General features: G+C 69.2%; 17 protein-coding genes. 6 read left to right on the top strand and 11 right to left on the bottom strand.

Annotated features, from left to right (window positions below):
• The first annotated feature begins 11 nt into the window (after positions 1–11).
• Entirely contained in the window at positions 12–1976 is a 1965-nt protein-coding gene (locus L324_RS39080) for an ABC1 kinase family protein (RefSeq protein WP_037321000.1), read from the top strand.
• On the opposite strand, the gene lepB is transcribed toward L324_RS39080, so the two are convergent.
• The 9 genes from lepB to L324_RS39035 all read right to left on the bottom strand — a co-directional run bounded on the left by lepB (position 1900) and on the right by L324_RS39035 (position 9648).
• Entirely contained in the window at positions 1900–2700 is an 801-nt protein-coding gene (lepB, locus tag L324_RS41120) for a signal peptidase I (RefSeq protein WP_051174373.1), read from the bottom strand. The two genes, L324_RS39080 and lepB, sit on opposite strands and share 77 nt — an antisense overlap.
• Positions 2701–2742: 42 nt before the next feature.
• Positions 2743–3072 carry a YnfA family protein gene (locus L324_RS39070; protein WP_037320998.1) on the bottom strand — a complete coding sequence of 110 codons (330 nt, stop codon included), beginning with the start codon at positions 3070–3072 and terminating at the stop codon, positions 2743–2745.
• A 167-nt stretch (positions 3073–3239) separates the two neighbouring features.
• Positions 3240–3647, bottom strand: coding sequence for a metal-sulfur cluster assembly factor (locus tag L324_RS39065; protein ID WP_037320995.1), 408 nt, complete (start codon positions 3645–3647; stop codon positions 3240–3242).
• Positions 3644–4093, bottom strand: a complete 450-nt coding sequence (gene sufU / locus L324_RS39060) for a Fe-S cluster assembly sulfur transfer protein SufU (protein WP_037320992.1) — start codon at positions 4091–4093, stop codon at positions 3644–3646. Before sufU ends, L324_RS39065 begins: the two co-directional genes overlap by 4 nt.
• The gene (locus L324_RS39055; protein ID WP_037320990.1) at positions 4093–5382 is read right to left on the bottom strand and encodes a cysteine desulfurase; all 1290 of its coding nucleotides are present in this window, start codon (positions 5380–5382) and stop codon (positions 4093–4095) included. The genes sufU and L324_RS39055 overlap by 1 nt, the downstream gene beginning before the upstream one ends.
• Before the next feature lie 39 nt (positions 5383–5421).
• Entirely contained in the window at positions 5422–6192 is a 771-nt protein-coding gene (gene sufC / locus L324_RS39050; protein ID WP_037320988.1) for a Fe-S cluster assembly ATPase SufC, read from the bottom strand.
• 35 nt (positions 6193–6227) lie between these two features.
• Positions 6228–7400 (bottom strand): Fe-S cluster assembly protein SufD, encoded by a 1173-nt coding sequence (sufD, locus tag L324_RS39045; RefSeq protein WP_037320985.1) that lies wholly within the window; start codon positions 7398–7400, stop codon positions 6228–6230.
• A gap of 2 nt (positions 7401–7402) precedes the next feature.
• Entirely contained in the window at positions 7403–8809 is a 1407-nt protein-coding gene (sufB, locus tag L324_RS39040) for a Fe-S cluster assembly protein SufB (protein WP_425319901.1), read from the bottom strand.
• Between the two features lie 38 nt (positions 8810–8847).
• Entirely contained in the window at positions 8848–9648 is an 801-nt protein-coding gene (locus L324_RS39035; RefSeq protein WP_438938482.1) for a helix-turn-helix transcriptional regulator, read from the bottom strand.
• Positions 9649–9929: 281 nt separating this feature from the next.
• On the opposite strand from L324_RS39035, the gene mptB reads away from it, so the two are divergent.
• The 5 genes from mptB to L324_RS39010 all read left to right on the top strand — a co-directional run bounded on the left by mptB (position 9930) and on the right by L324_RS39010 (position 15366).
• The gene (gene mptB, locus L324_RS39030; protein WP_037320980.1) at positions 9930–11516 is read left to right on the top strand and encodes a polyprenol phosphomannose-dependent alpha 1,6 mannosyltransferase MptB; all 1587 of its coding nucleotides are present in this window, start codon (positions 9930–9932) and stop codon (positions 11514–11516) included.
• A gap of 19 nt (positions 11517–11535) precedes the next feature.
• Positions 11536–12462, top strand: coding sequence for an ABC transporter ATP-binding protein (locus L324_RS39025; RefSeq protein WP_037320978.1), 927 nt, complete (start codon positions 11536–11538; stop codon positions 12460–12462).
• A complete protein-coding gene (locus tag L324_RS39020) occupies positions 12459–13268 on the top strand; it encodes an ABC transporter permease (protein WP_037320975.1) in 810 nt (269 codons plus the stop codon). The genes L324_RS39025 and L324_RS39020 overlap by 4 nt, the downstream gene beginning before the upstream one ends.
• 65 nt (positions 13269–13333) lie before the next feature.
• Positions 13334–14302 carry a COX15/CtaA family protein gene (locus L324_RS39015; protein ID WP_037320971.1) on the top strand — a complete coding sequence of 323 codons (969 nt, stop codon included), beginning with the start codon at positions 13334–13336 and terminating at the stop codon, positions 14300–14302.
• 116 nt (positions 14303–14418) lie between these two features.
• On the top strand, positions 14419–15366 hold the full coding sequence (locus L324_RS39010; RefSeq protein ID WP_037320968.1) for an acyl-CoA desaturase: 948 nt from the start codon (positions 14419–14421) through the stop codon (positions 15364–15366).
• A gap of 127 nt (positions 15367–15493) precedes the next feature.
• Here L324_RS39010 and L324_RS39005 read toward each other — a convergent pair whose 3' ends face one another.
• Positions 15494–16360 carry an ATP-grasp domain-containing protein gene (locus L324_RS39005; RefSeq protein ID WP_037320964.1) on the bottom strand — a complete coding sequence of 289 codons (867 nt, stop codon included), beginning with the start codon at positions 16358–16360 and terminating at the stop codon, positions 15494–15496.
• Entirely contained in the window at positions 16357–16665 is a 309-nt protein-coding gene (locus L324_RS39000) for a hypothetical protein (protein ID WP_005152245.1), read from the bottom strand. Before L324_RS39000 ends, L324_RS39005 begins: the two co-directional genes overlap by 4 nt.
• Positions 16666–16708: the final 43 nt, after the last annotated feature.

Below are 16708 nucleotides of genomic sequence, written 5' to 3'. Positions count from 1 at the left end.
TCCTCGTCGGCATGAACCTGCTGCTCGGCCTGCTCAGCCTGCCCGCCTACGCGCTCATGCTGTGGCCGCTCGTGGTCGCCGCCCGCCGCGTGCTCGGTGTGCGGATCGGCGTGCTCCGCGCGTTGTGCGCCGCCGGTTTCGGCTGGCTCGTCGCGGGTGGCATCCTCAGCGCGTTCCCCCGGCCGATGTACGCAGGGGGCGCCTTCGCCGGACTGGTCATCCCGGTGGCGGGCGGCGCCTTCCTGGCGACCCTGATCTTCCTGTTCGTCGCGGAGTTCGTCCTGCCGTCGGGTTCCGGACCAGGGGTGATCGGCAGGATCCGCTCGCTGCGCCGTCGCGCGGCCCGGACGCGGCGCTACTCGCAGATCACCCGGATCGCGGTCAAGCACGGCCTCGGCCGTTACCTCACCGGCCGTCGCGAACCCGGCCTCGCCCAGGTCCGGCACGCCAAACTGGCGCGATCGCTGCGACGCGCGCTGGAGGAGGGCGGCGTGACGTTCGTGAAACTCGGCCAGCTGCTCTCCACGCGGTCGGATCTGCTGCCGCCGGTGTTCATCGACGAACTCGGCAAACTCCAGGACCAGGTGGCCTTCGCCGACGCCGACGAGGTCGCGACGGTGCTGCGGGAAGAACTGGGCGGGAACCCGGAAGAGATCTTCGCCGAGTTCGATCCGGAGCCGATCGCGGCCGCGTCGATCGCGCAGGTCTACCGGGCGAAGCTGCGCGATGGGCGGGAAGTGGTCGTCAAGGTGCAGCGGCCCGGAGTGCAGTCGCTCGTCGAGCGGGACCTCGACATCGTCCGCCGTGTGGCGGCCGCACTGGACCGGCGTGCGGGCTGGGCCCGTTCCCTCGGCGTCGTCGACCTCGCCGAAGGCTTCGCCGACGCGCTGGTCGAGGAACTCGATTTCCGCACCGAGGCCAGGAACATCGAAGCGGTGGCCGCGGCCTACGCCGGCGACGAGGTCGCTCTGCCGTCCGTCCACAAAGAACTGTCCACCGAGCGCGTGCTGGTGATGCGGCGCCTCGACGGCAAGCCGCTCGCCTCCGCCCGGGAGCAGGTCCCGGCCGCGGAACGGGCCAAGCTCGCGCGGTCGATGCTGCGCTGTGTGCTCGGACAGGTGATGGGCAGTGGCGTCTTCCACGCCGATCCGCATCCCGGCAACGTCCTGCTGCTCACCGACGGCAGGCTGGGCCTGCTCGACTTCGGCTCCGTCGGACGGCTCGACTCCGGGCTGCGCGGCGGGCTGCGGAACCTGCTCCTCGCCCTCGACCGCGGCGACCCGGCCGCGTTGCGCGACGGCCTGCTGGAGATCGTCGACCGGCCGGACGAGATCGAGGAGCGGCGGCTGGAGCGGGCGCTGGGCGCCTTGGTGGCCAAGCACTTCAACCACGGACAGGCCCCGGATCTGGACATGTTCACCGACCTGTTCCGGGTCATCGCCGACTTCCGGCTCAGCGTGCCGCCGCCGATCGCCGCGGTGTTCCGCGCACTGGCCACTTTGGAGGGAACGCTGGCCGCGCTGGCGCCGGGATTCAACATCGTCGTCGAATCCCGCGCCTACGCCGCCGAGCAGGTGGGTGCCGGATTGCGCCCGGAATCGCTGCGCTCCACCGCCACCCACGAGCTGCTGGCGCTCCTGCCGGTGCTGCGCCGCCTGCCCCGCCGGGTCGACCGGATCGGCGAGGCGCTGGAACAGGGCAGGCTTTCGGTCAACGTCCGGCTGTTCTCCGACGAACGCGACCGCGACGTGGTCACCGGACTGGTGCACGAACTCCTGCTGGCCTTCGTCGGCGCGGCCACCGGGCTGATGGCCGTGCTGCTGCTGAGCAGTACGACCGGCCCGGAGATGCTGCCCGGCGTCACCCTGCACCAGATGTTCGGCTACAACCTGCTGGTGATCAGTGCCCTGGTGGGACTGCGGCTGCTCTTCGTCGTTTTCCGGCGGACCGGACAACGCTCACGATCGCCCCGATGACACCGAGCACGACGAGGCCGATTCCGGCGAACATGAGGTATCGCGAGGTACGGAACCCGGTGTCGGACACGGGATCGCCGGGAAGCCCGGCCTCGACGAACGCGGTGGTCTGCGGGAAGGGTTCCGCGCTGAGGATGCTCCCCAGGCCGACGACGATCCCGCGTACCTTCGACAGGGGAACGGCGCCCTGGCCCGGCATGTCCGCGAACAGCCGCGAGTCGGCGGAATTGTTCCGCTGATCGCCGGCCAGGTACACCGATCCCGGGGGAACCTGGACGTCGAACGACCGGTACTCCTTGCGGCCGTACCCGTTGTCGTCATCGGCGTACGGCTCTTTGACCGGCTTCCCGTTGACGGTGATCAGGTTGTCGGCCGAGCAGCAGACGACCCGATCGCCGCCGACGCCGATCACCCGCTGGATGGCCAGCCCCGCTTGGGCCGACGTCCCCGGGTAGGCGCTCAGATCCATCAGGACCACCGCGCCACGCGGGATCTCCGGCACGTCGGCCCAGCGGTAGAGCACGACCGAACCGCGCGGGACCGTGGAAGCCATCGCGCCATCGGCGAAGTTCATCATCCGGTAACCCATCAGGGTCCAGAAACCGTATCCCCCGGTGCCCACGCCGACGATCGCCACCAGGATCATCACGAGCAGGAGCGGGGAGAATCTTCGCTTCGGCCCGGATCTGTCGGCGGGCGGAGCGGGGAAGTCCGTTTCGGTCACAGCGCACGATAGCGCCGTCGGCCGACACTTTCCGGCGAACGCTCAACCCCGGGGCGCGTACATGACGACCCCGACGCCCACCAGGCAGATCAGCGCGCCGAGGACGTCGTAGCGGTCCGGCCGGTAGCCGTCGGCGACCATCCCCCACGCGAGCGAGCCCGCGACGAACACTCCCCCGTACGCGGCGAGGATGCGGCCGAAGTTCGCGTCGGGCTGCAGTGTCGCGACGAAGCCGTAGAGGCCCAGCGCGACGACGCCCGCCCCGATCCACAGGTAGCCGCGGTGCTCCCGGACGCCTTGCCAGATCAGCCACGCGCCGCCGATCTCCAGCAAGGCGGCGAGCGCGAACAGCGCGATGGACCTGAAGATCACCCTCGGAGCTTAACGACGGGGATCGCGCGCCTTGGAGGGGCTGAAGGGCGCTTTCCCCGCATCTCATGCGAGGAAAGCGCCCTTCGCCGCATCTGATGCGAGGAAAGGCCCCTTCAGCCACAGTATAGGGCGTTATACAAAACTCCCGAAGCGCGCAAAAGTGAGGGTCAGACGGTGAAGCCGAGGGCCCGCAGCTGTTCGCGGCCGTCCTCTGTGATCTTCTCCGGACCCCACGGCGGCATCCAGACCCAGTTGATCCGGAAGTCCTTGACCAGCCCGGTTCCCCCGCCGACGAGCGCGGCGCCGGTCTGGTCCTCGATGACGTCGGTCAGCGGGCAGGCCGCGGACGTCAGCGTCATGTCGATGGTGGCGGTGTTGTCCGCCTCGACGCGGATGTCGTAGACCAGGCCGAGGTCGACGACGTTGATGCCCAGCTCCGGGTCGACGACGTCGCGCATCGCCTCTTCGAGGTCCTCCACCTTCGCCAGGTCGGCGGCGTCGGGGGCGGCGGTGGTCTCGGCGTCGAGGTCGGCGGCTGTGCGCCCCTCGCGGGTTTCGGTCTGCTGTTCGGTCATGCCGTCTCAACTCCGTTGGTCGTGCGGGCGACGGCGTCCTTGAACGCCATCCATCCGAGCAGGGCGCATTTCACGCGGGCCGGGTACTTGGCAACGCCGGCGAAGGCGATGCCGTCCTCCAGCACTTCCTCGTCCGGCTCGATCTGACCCTTGCCCTGCATCAGCTCGACGAAGGCGTCCATGGTGGTGAACGCCTCCTCCACGGTGTGCCCGACGACGAGATCCGTCAAGACCGACGTGGACGCCTGGCTGATCGAACAGCCCTGGCCCTCGTAGGAGACGTCGGCGACCTTCCCGCCGTCGACCTTCACCCGCAGCGTCACCTCGTCGCCGCAGGTCGGGTTGACCTGGAACGATTCGGCGTCGAACGGCTCGCGCAGACCGCGGCCGTGCGGGTTCTTGTAGTGGTCCAGGATGATCTCCTGGTACATGCTTTCGAGGTTCATCAGGCCACCCCGAAGAACTTCTGCGCCTCGCGCACACCGTTCACCAGCGCGTCCACTTCGGACATCGTGTTGTAGACGTAGAACGACGCGCGCACGGTCGCCGGGACCGAGCAGGCCCGGTGCAGCGGCCACGCGCAGTGGTGCCCGACGCGGACGGCGATACCGAGGCTGTCCAGCACCTGGCCCGAGTCGTGCGGGTGCACGCCGTCGATGACGAAGGACACCAGCCCACCGCGGTCGGCCATGTCGGTGGGGCCGATGATCCGGACACCGGGGATCTCCCCGAGCCCGGCCAGCGCCGCCTCGGTGAGGAGGTGCTCGTGCGCGGCGACCCGGTCCATGCCGATCGCCGACAGGTAGTCGGCGGCCGCGCCGAGGCCTACGGCCTGCGACGTCATCGGGGTACCCGCCTCGAACCGCTGCGGCGGCGCGGCGAAGGTGGTCTGCTCCATGCGGACCAGCTCGATCATCGAACCGCCGGTCAGGAACGGCGGCATCGCTTCGAGCAGCTCACGGCGGCCGTAAAGGACACCGATGCCGTACGGGCCGACCATCTTGTGCCCGGCGAAAGCGGCGAAGTCGACGTCCAGGTCGTGCAGATCGACCGGGAAGTGCGGCACCGACTGGCAGGCGTCCAGCACGACCAGCGCGCCGACCTTGTGCGCCTTCTCCGTCAGGAGCTTGACCGGGTTGATCGTGCCGAGCACGTTGGACTGGTGCGTGAACGCGAGCACCTTGGTCCGCTCGGTGATCAGCTCGTCCACATTGGACAGGTCGAGGCGGCCGTCGGGGGTGACGGAGAACCACTTCAGCGTCGCGCCGGTGCGCTGGCAGAGTTGCTGCCACGGCACCAGGTTCGCGTGGTGCTCCATCTCGGTGATGACGATCTCGTCACCCGGGCCGATCTTGAACCGCTCGGCCCCGGGACCGGCCGTGGCGGCGTTGCTCATCGCGTAGGCGACGAGGTTGATGCCCTCGGTGGCGTTCTTGGTGAACACCAGCTCGTGCGGCGAGGCGCCGACGAACTCCGCGATCCGCACGCGGGCGGATTCGTAGGCGTCGGTCGCCTCCTCGGCGAGCTGGTGCGCGCCGCGGTGCACCGCGGCGTTCGAGGTCTCCAGGAACCGGCGCTCGGCTTCGAGCACCTGCGCCGGTTTCTGGGACGTCGCACCGGAATCCAGATACACCAAGGGTTTCCCGTCCCGCACCGTGCGGGTCAGGATCGGGAAGTCGGCCCTGATGGCCGCTACGTCCAGCGGTACAGCAGAGTTAGCCGTGGTGGTGGTCATCGGGCCAACTCCTCTCGGTGTAGTCGTGAAGTTCAGTGATCAGACGGCGGCGGTCTCGGTGGAGCCCGCGTACTTGACGTACCCGTTCTCCTCCAGCTCGTCCGCGAGTTCACGGCCTCCGGACGCGACGATCTTGCCGCCGGCGAAGACGTGCACGAAGTCGGGCGTGATGTGCCGCAGGATCCGCGTGTAGTGCGTGATCAGCATGACCCCGGCGTCGTTGGTGGCCTTGAACTCGTTGACACCCTCGGACACGACGCGCAGCGCGTCGACATCGAGGCCGGAGTCGGTCTCGTCGAGGATGGCGATCTTCGGCTTGAGCAGCGCCAGCTGCAGGATCTCGTGACGCTTCTTCTCACCACCGGAGAAGCCCTCGTTCACCGAACGCTCGGCGAACTCGGACGAGATCTCCAGCTTGCCCATCTCCTCCTTGACCTCCTTGACCCAGTGGCGCAGCTTGGGGGCCTCGCCACGGACCGCGGTGGCCGCGGTGCGGAGGAAGTTGGACATGGACACGCCCGGAACCTCGACCGGGTACTGCATGGCGAGGAACAGGCCCGCGCGGGCGCGCTCGTCGACGCTCATCTCGAGCACGTCCTCACCGTCGAGCAGGACCTGCCCGGAGGTGACTTCGTACTTGGGGTGACCGGCGATGGCGTAGGACAGCGTGGACTTGCCCGAACCGTTGGGGCCCATGATCGCGTGGGTCTCGCCCGACTTGATGGTCAGGTTGACGCCCTTGAGGATCTCCTTGGGGCCCTCCTCGGTCGTGACCGAGGCGTGCAGATCCTTGATTTCCAGCGTAGGCATTTCTTTCCTAAAGTCTGATGTGGACGGACGAGGGCTTAGACGCCCACGGCTTCGAGTTCGGCTTCGATCGCGGCCTCGAGACGCTCGCGCACCTCGGGAACGCCGATCTTGACCAGGATCTCGTGGAAGAACCCGCGTACGACCAGGCGACGCGCGGCGTCTTCGCCGATTCCGCGCGACTGAAGGTAGAACAACTGCTCGTCGTCGAACCTTCCCGTCGCGCTCGCGTGGCCGGCGCCTTCGATCTCGCCGGTCTCGATCTCCAGGTTCGGGATCGAGTCCGCCCGCGCGCCCGGCGTCAGCACCAGGTTGCGGTTGAGCTCGTAGGTGTCGGTGGCCTCGGCGGCCGCCCGGATCAGCACGTCGCCGACCCACACGGTGTGCGCGCCGTCGCCCTGCAGCGCGCCCTTGTACATCACCCGCGACTTGCAGTTCGGCACCGCGTGGTCGACGAAGAGACGGTGCTCCTGGTGCTGTCCCTCGTCCGCGAAGTACAGGCCGAGCATCTCGACGTCGCCGCCCTTGTCGGCGAAGGTCGCCGTCGGGGAGACGCGGACGAGGTCACCGCCCAGGGTGATGACGATGTGCTTGAGGCTGGCGTCGCGGCCGAGCTTGAGGTGCTGCTCGGAGACGTGCACCGCGTCGTCGGCCCAGTCCTGGACGCTGACCACGGTCACGTTCGCCGAATCGCCGATGACGAACTCGACGTTGTCGGCGTAGGTGCCCGAGCCGACGTGGTCGAGGACGATCACGGCCTCGGAGAACTGCTCGGCGCGCACCTGCACGTGCCCGTAGGCCACCTTGCCCTCGCCGGGACCGGTGATCTTCACCGTCGACGGCTTCGACGTCTTCGTCTCCTTGGGCACCGTGATGACGGTGGCCTCGGTGAACGAGGAGTAGGCCTGCGCGGCGATCCGGTCGCTCGGGACACCCGCGGCGCCGAGGCGCTCGTCGTCCCGGCCGACCTGCTCGATCTTCAGTTCAGGGGCGGCGTCGGCGTCCACGGTGGCCGAACCCGAGGCGGCGGCGGACCCGTCGTGCAGGCCGCGCAGCCGCTTCATCGGAGTGAAACGCCAGTTCTCCTCACGGCCGCCGGGGACCTCGAAGGCCTCGACGTCGTAGGAGGTGAAGCGCTCCGCGCGGGACGTGGCCGGAATGACCACGCCCTCGCGCATCGCTTCGGAAACGTTGTTCTCGGTAACCGACATGACTAGCCGACGGACCCTTCCATCTGAAGCTCGATCAGGCGGTTCAGCTCGAGCGCGTACTCCATCGGCAGCTCACGCGCGATGGGCTCGACGAACCCGCGCACGATCATCGCCATGGCCTCGGCCTCGTCGAGACCGCGCGACATGAGGTAGAACATCTGGTCTTCGCTGACCTTCGAGACGGTCGCCTCGTGGCCCATGGAGACCTCGTCGTTGCGGATGTCGACGTACGGATACGTGTCCGACCGCGAGATCGTGTCCACCAGCAGCGCGTCACAGACCACGCTGGACCGCGAGTGGTGCGCCCGCTTCGCGACCTTGACCAGGCCTCGGTAGGAGGTGCGGCCACCGCCGCGCGCCACCGACTTCGACACGATGGTCGAGGAGGTGTGCGGCGCCAGGTGCTCCATCTTCGCGCCGGCGTCCTGGTGCTGGCCTTCGCCCGCGAACGCGACCGAGAGGACCTCGCCCTTGGCGTGCTCGCCCATCAGGAAGACGGACGGGTACTTCATCGTGACCTTGGAACCGATGTTGCCGTCGATCCACTCCATGGTCGCGCCCTCTTCGCACTTGGCGCGCTTGGTGACCAGGTTGTAGACGTTGTTCGACCAGTTCTGGATGGTCGTGTAACGGCAGCGGGCGCCCTTCTTCACGATGATCTCCACGACCGCCGAGTGCAGCGAGTCGGACTGGTAGATCGGCGCGGTGCAACCCTCGACGTAGTGCACGTAGGCGTCTTCGTCGACGATGATCAGGGTCCGCTCGAACTGACCCATGTTCTCGGTGTTGATGCGGAAGTACGCCTGCAGCGGGATGTCCACCTTGACGCCCTTGGGCACGTAGATGAACGAGCCGCCGGACCACACCGCGGTGTTCAGCGCGGAGAACTTGTTGTCCCCGGCCGGGATCACGGAGCCGAAGTACTCCTTGAAGATCTCCGGGTGCTCCTTGAGCGCGGTGTCGGTGTCCAGGAACAGGACGCCCTGCGCCTCCAGATCCTCACGGATCTGGTGGTAGACGACCTCGGACTCGTACTGCGCGGCGACACCGGCGACGAGGCGCTGCTTCTCCGCCTCGGGGATGCCGAGGCGGTCGTACGTGTTCTTGATGTCCTCGGGCAGGTCCTCCCAGGAGGTGGCCTGCTTCTCCGTGGACCGCACGAAGTACTTGATGTTGTCGAAGTCGATCCCGGAGAGGTCCGCACCCCAGTTGGGCATCGGCTTCAAGTCGAAGAGCTTGAGCGCCTTCAGTCGCGCTTCGCGCATCCACTCCGGCTCGGACTTCTTCGAGGAGATGTCGGTGACGACGTCCTCGTTCAGTCCGCGACGGGCGCTAGAGCCCGCCTCGTCGGAGTCCGCCCAGCCGAACGCGTACTTGCCAAGGGACTCGATGGTCTCTTCCTGGCTCATGGGCGCGGTGGTGGGAGTGCGCTGCTCGGCAGCGGCAGTCATGCGGGTTTCCCTCCATTCGGGATCCGTGCTGTGCGCCCTGGAGAGGGCGCCGTGCTTCCCGGCCCGGGTGTGGCCGGGTGACCCGCCGAAGCGACGGGTACGTGTGTGGTGCACGCGTTGTCACCGCGTGCGATGGTCGCGAGCCGCTGCACGTGTGTACCCAGCAGCTGCGCGAATGCCTCGGTTTCGGCTTCACACAACTGGGGGAACGCGGCGGCGACGTGGGCGACCGGGCAATGGTGCTGGCAGAGCTGTTCTCCCGCCCCGACCTGACGGGTCGACGCAGCGTAGCCCTCCCTGGTCAGGGCGGCGGCGAGGGCCTCGGCACGGAGAGCCGGGTCCGCGTGCCTGGTGATCGCGTCCCGGTGCGGGCCGACGAGCGAGGCGACACGGGCCTCGGCGAACGCCTTCACGGCGTCTTCTCCGGCGTGCTCGGCGAGGAACCGGATGGCCGAGGACGCGAGGTCGTCGTAGGCGTGCCCGAACCGGGCCCGGCCCGCTTCGGTGAGCAGGAAGTTCTTGGCGGGACGGCCTCGTCCGCGCGGGCCGCGACGGGGCGCGTCGCGGGTCTCGGCCTCGCCGTCGGCCAGGAGCGCGTCGAGATGGCGGCGGACGGCGGCGGCGCTGATCCCCAGCTGCTCGGCGACCACGACCGCGGTCATCGGACCCTGTTCCAGCAGCAAGCGGGCCACTTCGTGCCTGGTCCGGCCCTCGGGGCCGACCTGCGCGGGGACAGGCTGGACCTCGGCGCGGGGCATGTCGCCACCGGCCTCGTTCCGCGTCCCCGTCTTTTTCACAACACAAGTGTGACGTATTTCCGGGGAGACGGCAAAGAGGGGTGCCTCACGGAGTGGCGCGCGTCACGTCGGAGCCGAAGGACGCTTTCCCCGCATGCGATGAGACGAAAGCGTCCTTCACCGCGTCGCATGCGGTGAAGGACGCTTTCAGCCCTCGGTAACCACGTACCCGCTCAGTCTGTTCCCGCGATCGCTACCCTTCGTGCGTGGCAGTGGGCGAGCACCCGGCGCGACGGGACACGGACGGGGCAAGGCCGGAGGAAGATCCGGCCGCGGGATCGGTGGCGACACTGTCCCCGGCGCGTCCGCACGAGCCCGAGCCCCTCGATGACAAGGAAACGCGCGGACTGAACGTGGTCCGCCGGTTCGGCGCGGTCGGTTCCCTGTTCCTCGCCCTCGGCTCACTCGGCGCCGGTGCCGCGCCGGTGATCAACCCGGTCCAGGAGATCCCGGTCCTGCGGCTGTTCACCCGTATTCCCACCGTCTCGCTCGCGATGGGCCTCGCCGGGATGGCGATCATCGTGCTGAGCTGGCTGATGCTCGGCCGGTTCGCCCAGCCCGCGCGCCGCCGCCTCGCCACCCAGGGCCAGCTCGCCCGCACCATCGCGCTCTGGTGCGCGCCGCTGCTGGTCATCCCCCCGCTGTTCTCCCGCGACGTCTACAGCTACCTCGCGCAGAGCGAGATCGTGGCGCGCGGGATGGACCCGTACTCCCTCGGCCCGGCCGAGGCGCTCGGCGTCTCCGACCCGCTGACCTCGGGTGTCTCCAACATGTGGCGCGAGACCCCGGCGCCCTACGGTCCGCTGCTGCTCCGCCTCGGCGGCTGGCTCGCCCCGCTGAGCAGCGGGAACATCGTCACCGGGGTGCTGCTGCAGCGCGGTCTGGCGCTGATCGGCGTCATCCTGATCATCTGGGCGCTGCCCAGACTGGCCCGGCGGTTCGGCGTGCAGCCCGCCACCGCGCTGTGGCTCGGCGCGGCGAACCCGCTGCTGATCTTCCACTTCGTCGCGGGCGCCCACAACGACGCGCTGGCGATCGGGCTCATGGTGGCCGGGCTGGAGATCGGCATCCAGCGGATGCCGGTGCGGTACAAGCACGACGCCGTCCCGTCGCTGGCGAAGGGCGAAATACTGTTCATCGGGCTCGGCGTGGTGATCATCACCCTCGGCGTCGCGGTGAAGCTGAACGCGATCCTGGCGTTGCCGTTCCTCACCGTCATGGTGGCCAGACGCTGGCACGGCCGGATCAAGGACCTCCTCACCGCCGCGATCCCGATGGCCCTGCTGTTCGGCGTGGTCCTGGTGGCCGTCTGTTACGGCACCGGCCTGGGCTTCGGCTGGGTCGGCGCGCTCGGCACGCCGGGACTGGTCCGCTCGTGGATCTCGCCGACGTCGGAACTCGCCGCGCTCGGCGGCGTCCTCGGCATCGCGCTCGGCCTCGGCAACCACACCAACGCGATGGTGCCGATCCTCGGCACGCTCGGCTATCTCGTCGCGGGCGCGGTGACGGTCAAGTTCCTCTGGGACAGCTTCAAATGGCGCTACCGGCCGATCATCGGCCTCGGCGTCTCGCTGGGCGCGGTGATGGTGCTGCACGTGGCGCTGCAGCCCTGGTATCTGCTGTGGGCGATCATCCCGCTCGCCGCCGCGGCGGGCACCTCGCGCTTCCGCATCGCCGCGACGATCGTCACCGCCGTCCTGCCGTTCCTGCTGCCCACCACGGGCAGCACCTTCGACGGCCGCGGTTACGTCCTGCCGTTCGCCTGGGCCGCCGCCGGGGCCGTCACGCTACTGGGACTGTTCATCGTCCACCGTCTCTCGCCGCTGCTGCTGTCCAGACCGTCCCCGGAGCATTCGGTCCCGGCGTGAGGCCGTATCGTGACCTGTCGTGAACGCCCCCGCCGTCGAGATCACCGGGCTGGTGAAACGCTACGGATCCACCACCGCGGTCGATGGACTCGACCTGCGGATGGAACGTGGCGCACTGCTCGCTCTGCTCGGCCCGAACGGGGCCGGCAAGACCACCACCGTCGAGATCTGCGAAGGCTTCCTGCGGCCTGACGACGGCGAAGTCCGCGTGCTGGGATTAGATCCTTCGCACGACGGATCCGCGCTGCGGCCGCGGATCGGCGTGATGCCGCAGGGCGGCGGCGCCTATCCCGGCGTCCGCGCCGACGAGATGCTCGGACTGGTCGCCGCGTGCGCCGCGAACCCGCTGGATCCGGCGTGGCTGCTGGACGTCCTCGGTCTCGCGGGAGCGCGGAAGACACCGTTCAAACGGCTTTCCGGTGGGCAGCAGCAGCGGCTCTCGCTCGCCTGCGCGCTCGTCGGGCGCCCGGAACTGCTCTTCCTCGACGAGCCGACGGCCGGGATGGACCCGCAGGCCCGCCGCCTGGTCTGGGATCTGCTCGAAGCACTGCGCGCAGACGGGGTCAGCGTGCTGCTCACCACGCATCTGATGGAGGAGGCCGAGACGCTGGCCGACACCGTGGTGATCGTGGATCACGGCAAGGTCGTCGTCGAAGGCTCGCCGCGCGCGCTGACCGTCGACGCGGGTGAGGCCGCGCAGCTGCGGTTCAAGGCCCGCACGCGGCTCGACACCGCACTGCTGACCGCGGCTCTGCCCGAAGGCCACCTCGTGCACGAGTCCGCGCCGGGGACCTATCTCGTCGAAGGCGCGATCGACCCGCAGGTGGTGTCCACGGTGACGGCCTGGTGCGCGCAGCAGGGCGTCATGCCCGAGGAACTGCAGGTCGGCAGGCGCACGCTGGAAGAGGTCTTCCTGGAGCTGACCGGACGGGAACTGCGCGCATGACCACGCTGCCCACATCGCCCACGCCGCGCTTCGCCGCGGGCACTTTCACCCCGGCCCCCGGTCGCGGTTCGCTCGGCAAGATGCTGCGCACGCACGCGAAGGTCGAGGCGAGCCTGACCCTGCGCCACGGCGAGCAGATCCTGCTGACCCTGCTCATCCCGCTCGCGCTGCTGATCGGCCTGTCGCTGCTGGACATCCTGCCGTCGGCACAGCTCGGCTCGTCGTCCAAAGTGGACTGGATAACGCCGAGGATCCTCGCGCTGGCGGTGATGTCGTCCGCGTTCACCGGACAGGCCATCGCACTCGGTTTCGACCGCCGTTACGGCGTCCTCAAACGGCTTTCCGCCACCGCCCTGCCCCGCTGGCTGCTGATCGCCGGCCGGGTGGCCGCCGCGCTGGTCGTGGTCGCGCTGCAGGCGGTGATCCTCGGCGTCGTGGCCGCGCTGCTGGGCTGGTCCCCGTCACTCGGCGGACTCCTGGGCGCGATCCCGTTCCTGATCGCCGGCACGTTCGCGTTCGGCGCCCTGGGGCTGCTGCTCGGCGGGGCGCTGCGCGCGGAGGCCGTGCTGGCGCTGGCGAACATCGTCTGGTTCGTGCTGCTGCTCGCGGGCGGCATCCTGCTGGCACCGTCGACGATGCCGTCGGGACTGGCGACGTTCGTCGAGCTGCTGCCCTCCGGCGCGCTCGCCGAAGGGCTCCGCTCGGTCCTGCTGGACGGGTCGTTCGGCTGGGGCCCGTTCGCCGTCCTCATCGGCTGGGGTGTCGTCGCGGGCGCGCTGGCCAGCAAGACCACGAAGCTCACCTGAGGCGGCCGACACAGGCCGGTGCGGCCGGTGGAACGCTCTCAGCGACGGCGTTCTAGCATCGAGCGGTGCCGTTCCAGAGCCTTGTAGCGCGTCTGCCGTATCCCTCGTTCGCGGTTCAGCGAGCGGTCGCGATGGCGGCGGTGATCGCCCAGGCCGGAATCGGCGTCACCGGCTCGGTCGTCCGGGTCACCGGTTCGGGGCTCGGCTGCCCCACCTGGCCCCAGTGCGTCGAAGGCAGCATCGTCCCCGAGGCGCATCCCGAGTTCGACGCGCTCAACCAGTGGATCGAGTTCAGCAACCGGATGCTGACCGGTGTCGTCATCGCCGTCGCCGCGCTGTGCGTGATCACCGCGTGGCGGGTGCAGATCGAGCACCCGAGCCGCCGTCGTCTGGTGAAGCTGGCCTGGACGATGCCGGCGGGCGTGCTGCTGCAGGCCGTCGTCGGCGGGATCACCGTGCTCGCGAAACTCGAATGGTGGACCGTCGCGCTGCACTTCCTGGCCTCCACTCCCCTGGTCTGGCTCGCGGTCCTGTTGCTGCGCGCGTTCTCCGAAGGTGACGAGCCCGCCCGCCGGCTCATCCCGGACGCGGGCCGCAAGACCCTGATCGTGCTCGCCGCGTCGATGTGGGCCGTCCTCGTGGCGGGCACCACCGTGACCGGCGCCGGCCCGCACGGCGGCGACCCCGGCACCCACCGGCTCCAGGCGCCGATCGAGACGCTCACCCAGATCCACGGCGGTCTGCTGGTGGTCTACCTGATCGTGCTCGCCGTCTTCGGCCTCCAGCTGATGCGCGGCAGCACGCCGAAGGGACTGTGGCGGCGCTACACCGTCGTGTGGGTGGTCGCGCTGGCGCAGGGCGTCCTGGGCTCGGTGCAGTACGCCCTGGGCGTGCCGGAGGCGCTGGTCTCCTTCCACGTCCTCGGCTCCGCGCTGGTGATCATCTCGACCGCGGCACTGTGGTGCGGATCACGCGATCGTGGTCCGGCGCCGGTTTCCCCCGCCGCTGACCGGGAACTCGCCACTTCGAACTGACCCCCTGGCAAACCGGACGTAACCCCCGGGCGGCGTGCTCGCCAGACACTGCCCTTACGCTGCGTTTCGGTGCCCCGCACGGGGGTTCACCACCGAGTCGAGGCACGAGGTGTCGTATGACCGCCAGCACCGAGCCGGACGCACCGGCCAGTCAAGCCAAACCCCTGATCTCCCATCGCCGGGGCTCCGGGGAGATGTTGATCCTCAAGACCTTCCTGCTGGTCCCGTTCGTCGCACTGCTCGCCGCCGTGCCGATCGTGTGGGGCTGGGGCATGACCTGGGTCGATCTCGTGCTGGCGGCCGTGTTCTACACCGTCGGGACGCTCGGGGTGACCGTCGGCTACCACCGCTACTTCACCCATGGCGCGTTCAAGGCCGGACGGCCGCTGCGGATCGCGCTGGCCATCGCCGGGGGCTTCGCGGTGCAGGGGTCGGTCATCTTCTGGGTGGCCAGCCACCGTCGTCACCACGCCTTCGCCGACCGCGAAGGCGACCCGCACTCCCCCTGGCTGTTCGGGACCTCGCCCACGGCGCTGCTGCGCGGGTTCTGGCACGCGCATATGGGCTGGATGTTCAGCCGCGAGGTGACCAACTACGAGCGTTTCGCGCCGGATCTGGTGGCCGACAAGGATCTTCGCCTGGTGAACCGCTACTTCTGGCTGTGGATCACGCTCAGCCTGGCGCTGCCCGCGGTCCTCGGCGGACTGATCAGCTGGTCCTGGTGGGGTGTGGTGACCGGGTTCTTCTGGGCCGGCCTGGTCCGGATCGCCTTCCTGCACCACGTCAGCTGGTCGGTGAACTCGATCTGCCACCTGATCGGCGAGCGGCCGTTCGCCAGCCGTGACAAGGCGGCGAACTTCTGGCCGCTGGCGATCCTGTCCATGGGCGAGTCGTGGCACAACTCCCACCACGCCGACCCGACCTGCGCGCGGCACGGCGTCCTGCGCGGGCAGGTCGACGTGTCGGCACGGCTGATCTGGTTGTTCGAGAAGCTCGGCTGGGCGCGGGACGTGCGGTGGCCGAAGCCGGAGCGCTTGGCCGCCAAACGCGTGAAACCCGCCTGACGCCTAGCCTCTCTCGCGCGTTTCGTCCTCTGAATGCGACAGCTGTCCTGGGCGCACGGACGCTATGAAAGGACCTTTCCTTGCAAATTTTGCAAGGAAAGGTCCTTTCATAGCAACGCGGGAGGGGTCAGGCGAGTTGCTGCCGGACGGCGGAAGCGAACCGCCAGGCGGCCGCGTCGTCGGTCTGCCGGAAGCCCAGCGAAGGCTCGACGAGCTCCAGTTCCAGCAGCAGCGGCCTGCCGTCCGGCCCGGTGACGAGGTCGACGCGGGCGTAGAGCAGTTCCGCGCGCAGGATGCCAAGCAGGGCCGCCGTGGCGTCCAAGACGTCCTCGGCCAGCGCGCGGAATTTCGCGGCGGGCTGCGCGGGCGCGAGCTTTTCCGTGACGTACAGACCGGATTCGTCGAGTTCCCTGCCCAGCATCGCGGCCTTCGAGAACGCGTGCGAGTACACCCCGCCGAAGAACACCAGCGCGAGTTCGCCGTCGGTGTCCACAGTGGACTGATACGGCTGCAGCAGCGCGGTGTGCCCCTCGGCGTGGAGGCTCGCCAGATGCGGGGCGGCGGCGTCGCCGGACGCGAACCTCCCGACCCCACGGGACCCGGCACCGATCGCGGGCTTCAGCACGAACTCGCCCTTGGGCCAGCGTGGGGCGTCGTCACCCGGGGCGATCACGGTCGTGGGTACGACCGCGACACCGGCGCCGCCGAGTTCGGCCAGATAGGACTTGTCGATGTTCCAGCGCACGACTTCGGCCGCGTTGGCCAGTGCGGGCACCGATTCGGCCCAGGACAGGAACTCGTCACGGCGCTCGGCGTAGTCCCAGGTGGCACGCAAGACGACGATGTCCGCCGCACCGAAGTCGACGGTCGTGTCGTCCCACGCGGCCCAACGGCTCTTGAAGCCGAGGTCGGCCAGCGCCTCGGGAACGGCGTGCTCGTCTCCGTCGCCTTCCGGCAGCGCGGAGCAGGAGACGAGGATCGCGGAACCGCTCACTTCCCCGCCATCCGGCGGCGGTGCTCGGCACCGATCTTGGTCGCCTTCACGGTCTCGCTGTCCCACTCGGCGGGTTCGAGGTCCTCGACGGCCTCGACCAGCGCGTCACCGGCCTCCGTGGAGGCGACGACCACGTCGCCGAGCGCGCCGTCGGCGCCCACGAGCACGACCCGGGCGCCGATCCGGCCGATGTTCTCCACCACCGCACGCGACGGCTTCCCGTGCCGCTTGACGAAGTCGCGGGCGGCCGCGACCTGGCGCGACGTGGGGGCGGCGGTCTCGGTCTTCTCTTCGGTCTCAGCCACGGGCCGAGCTTAACCAGGAAATGCCCGGGACGCGGAATAAGCG

Source organism: Amycolatopsis orientalis DSM 40040 = KCTC 9412, assembly GCF_000478275.1.
GTDB classification, from domain to species: domain Bacteria; phylum Actinomycetota; class Actinomycetes; order Mycobacteriales; family Pseudonocardiaceae; genus Amycolatopsis; species Amycolatopsis orientalis.
This window is presented reverse-complemented; position numbering and strand designations above follow the sequence as displayed.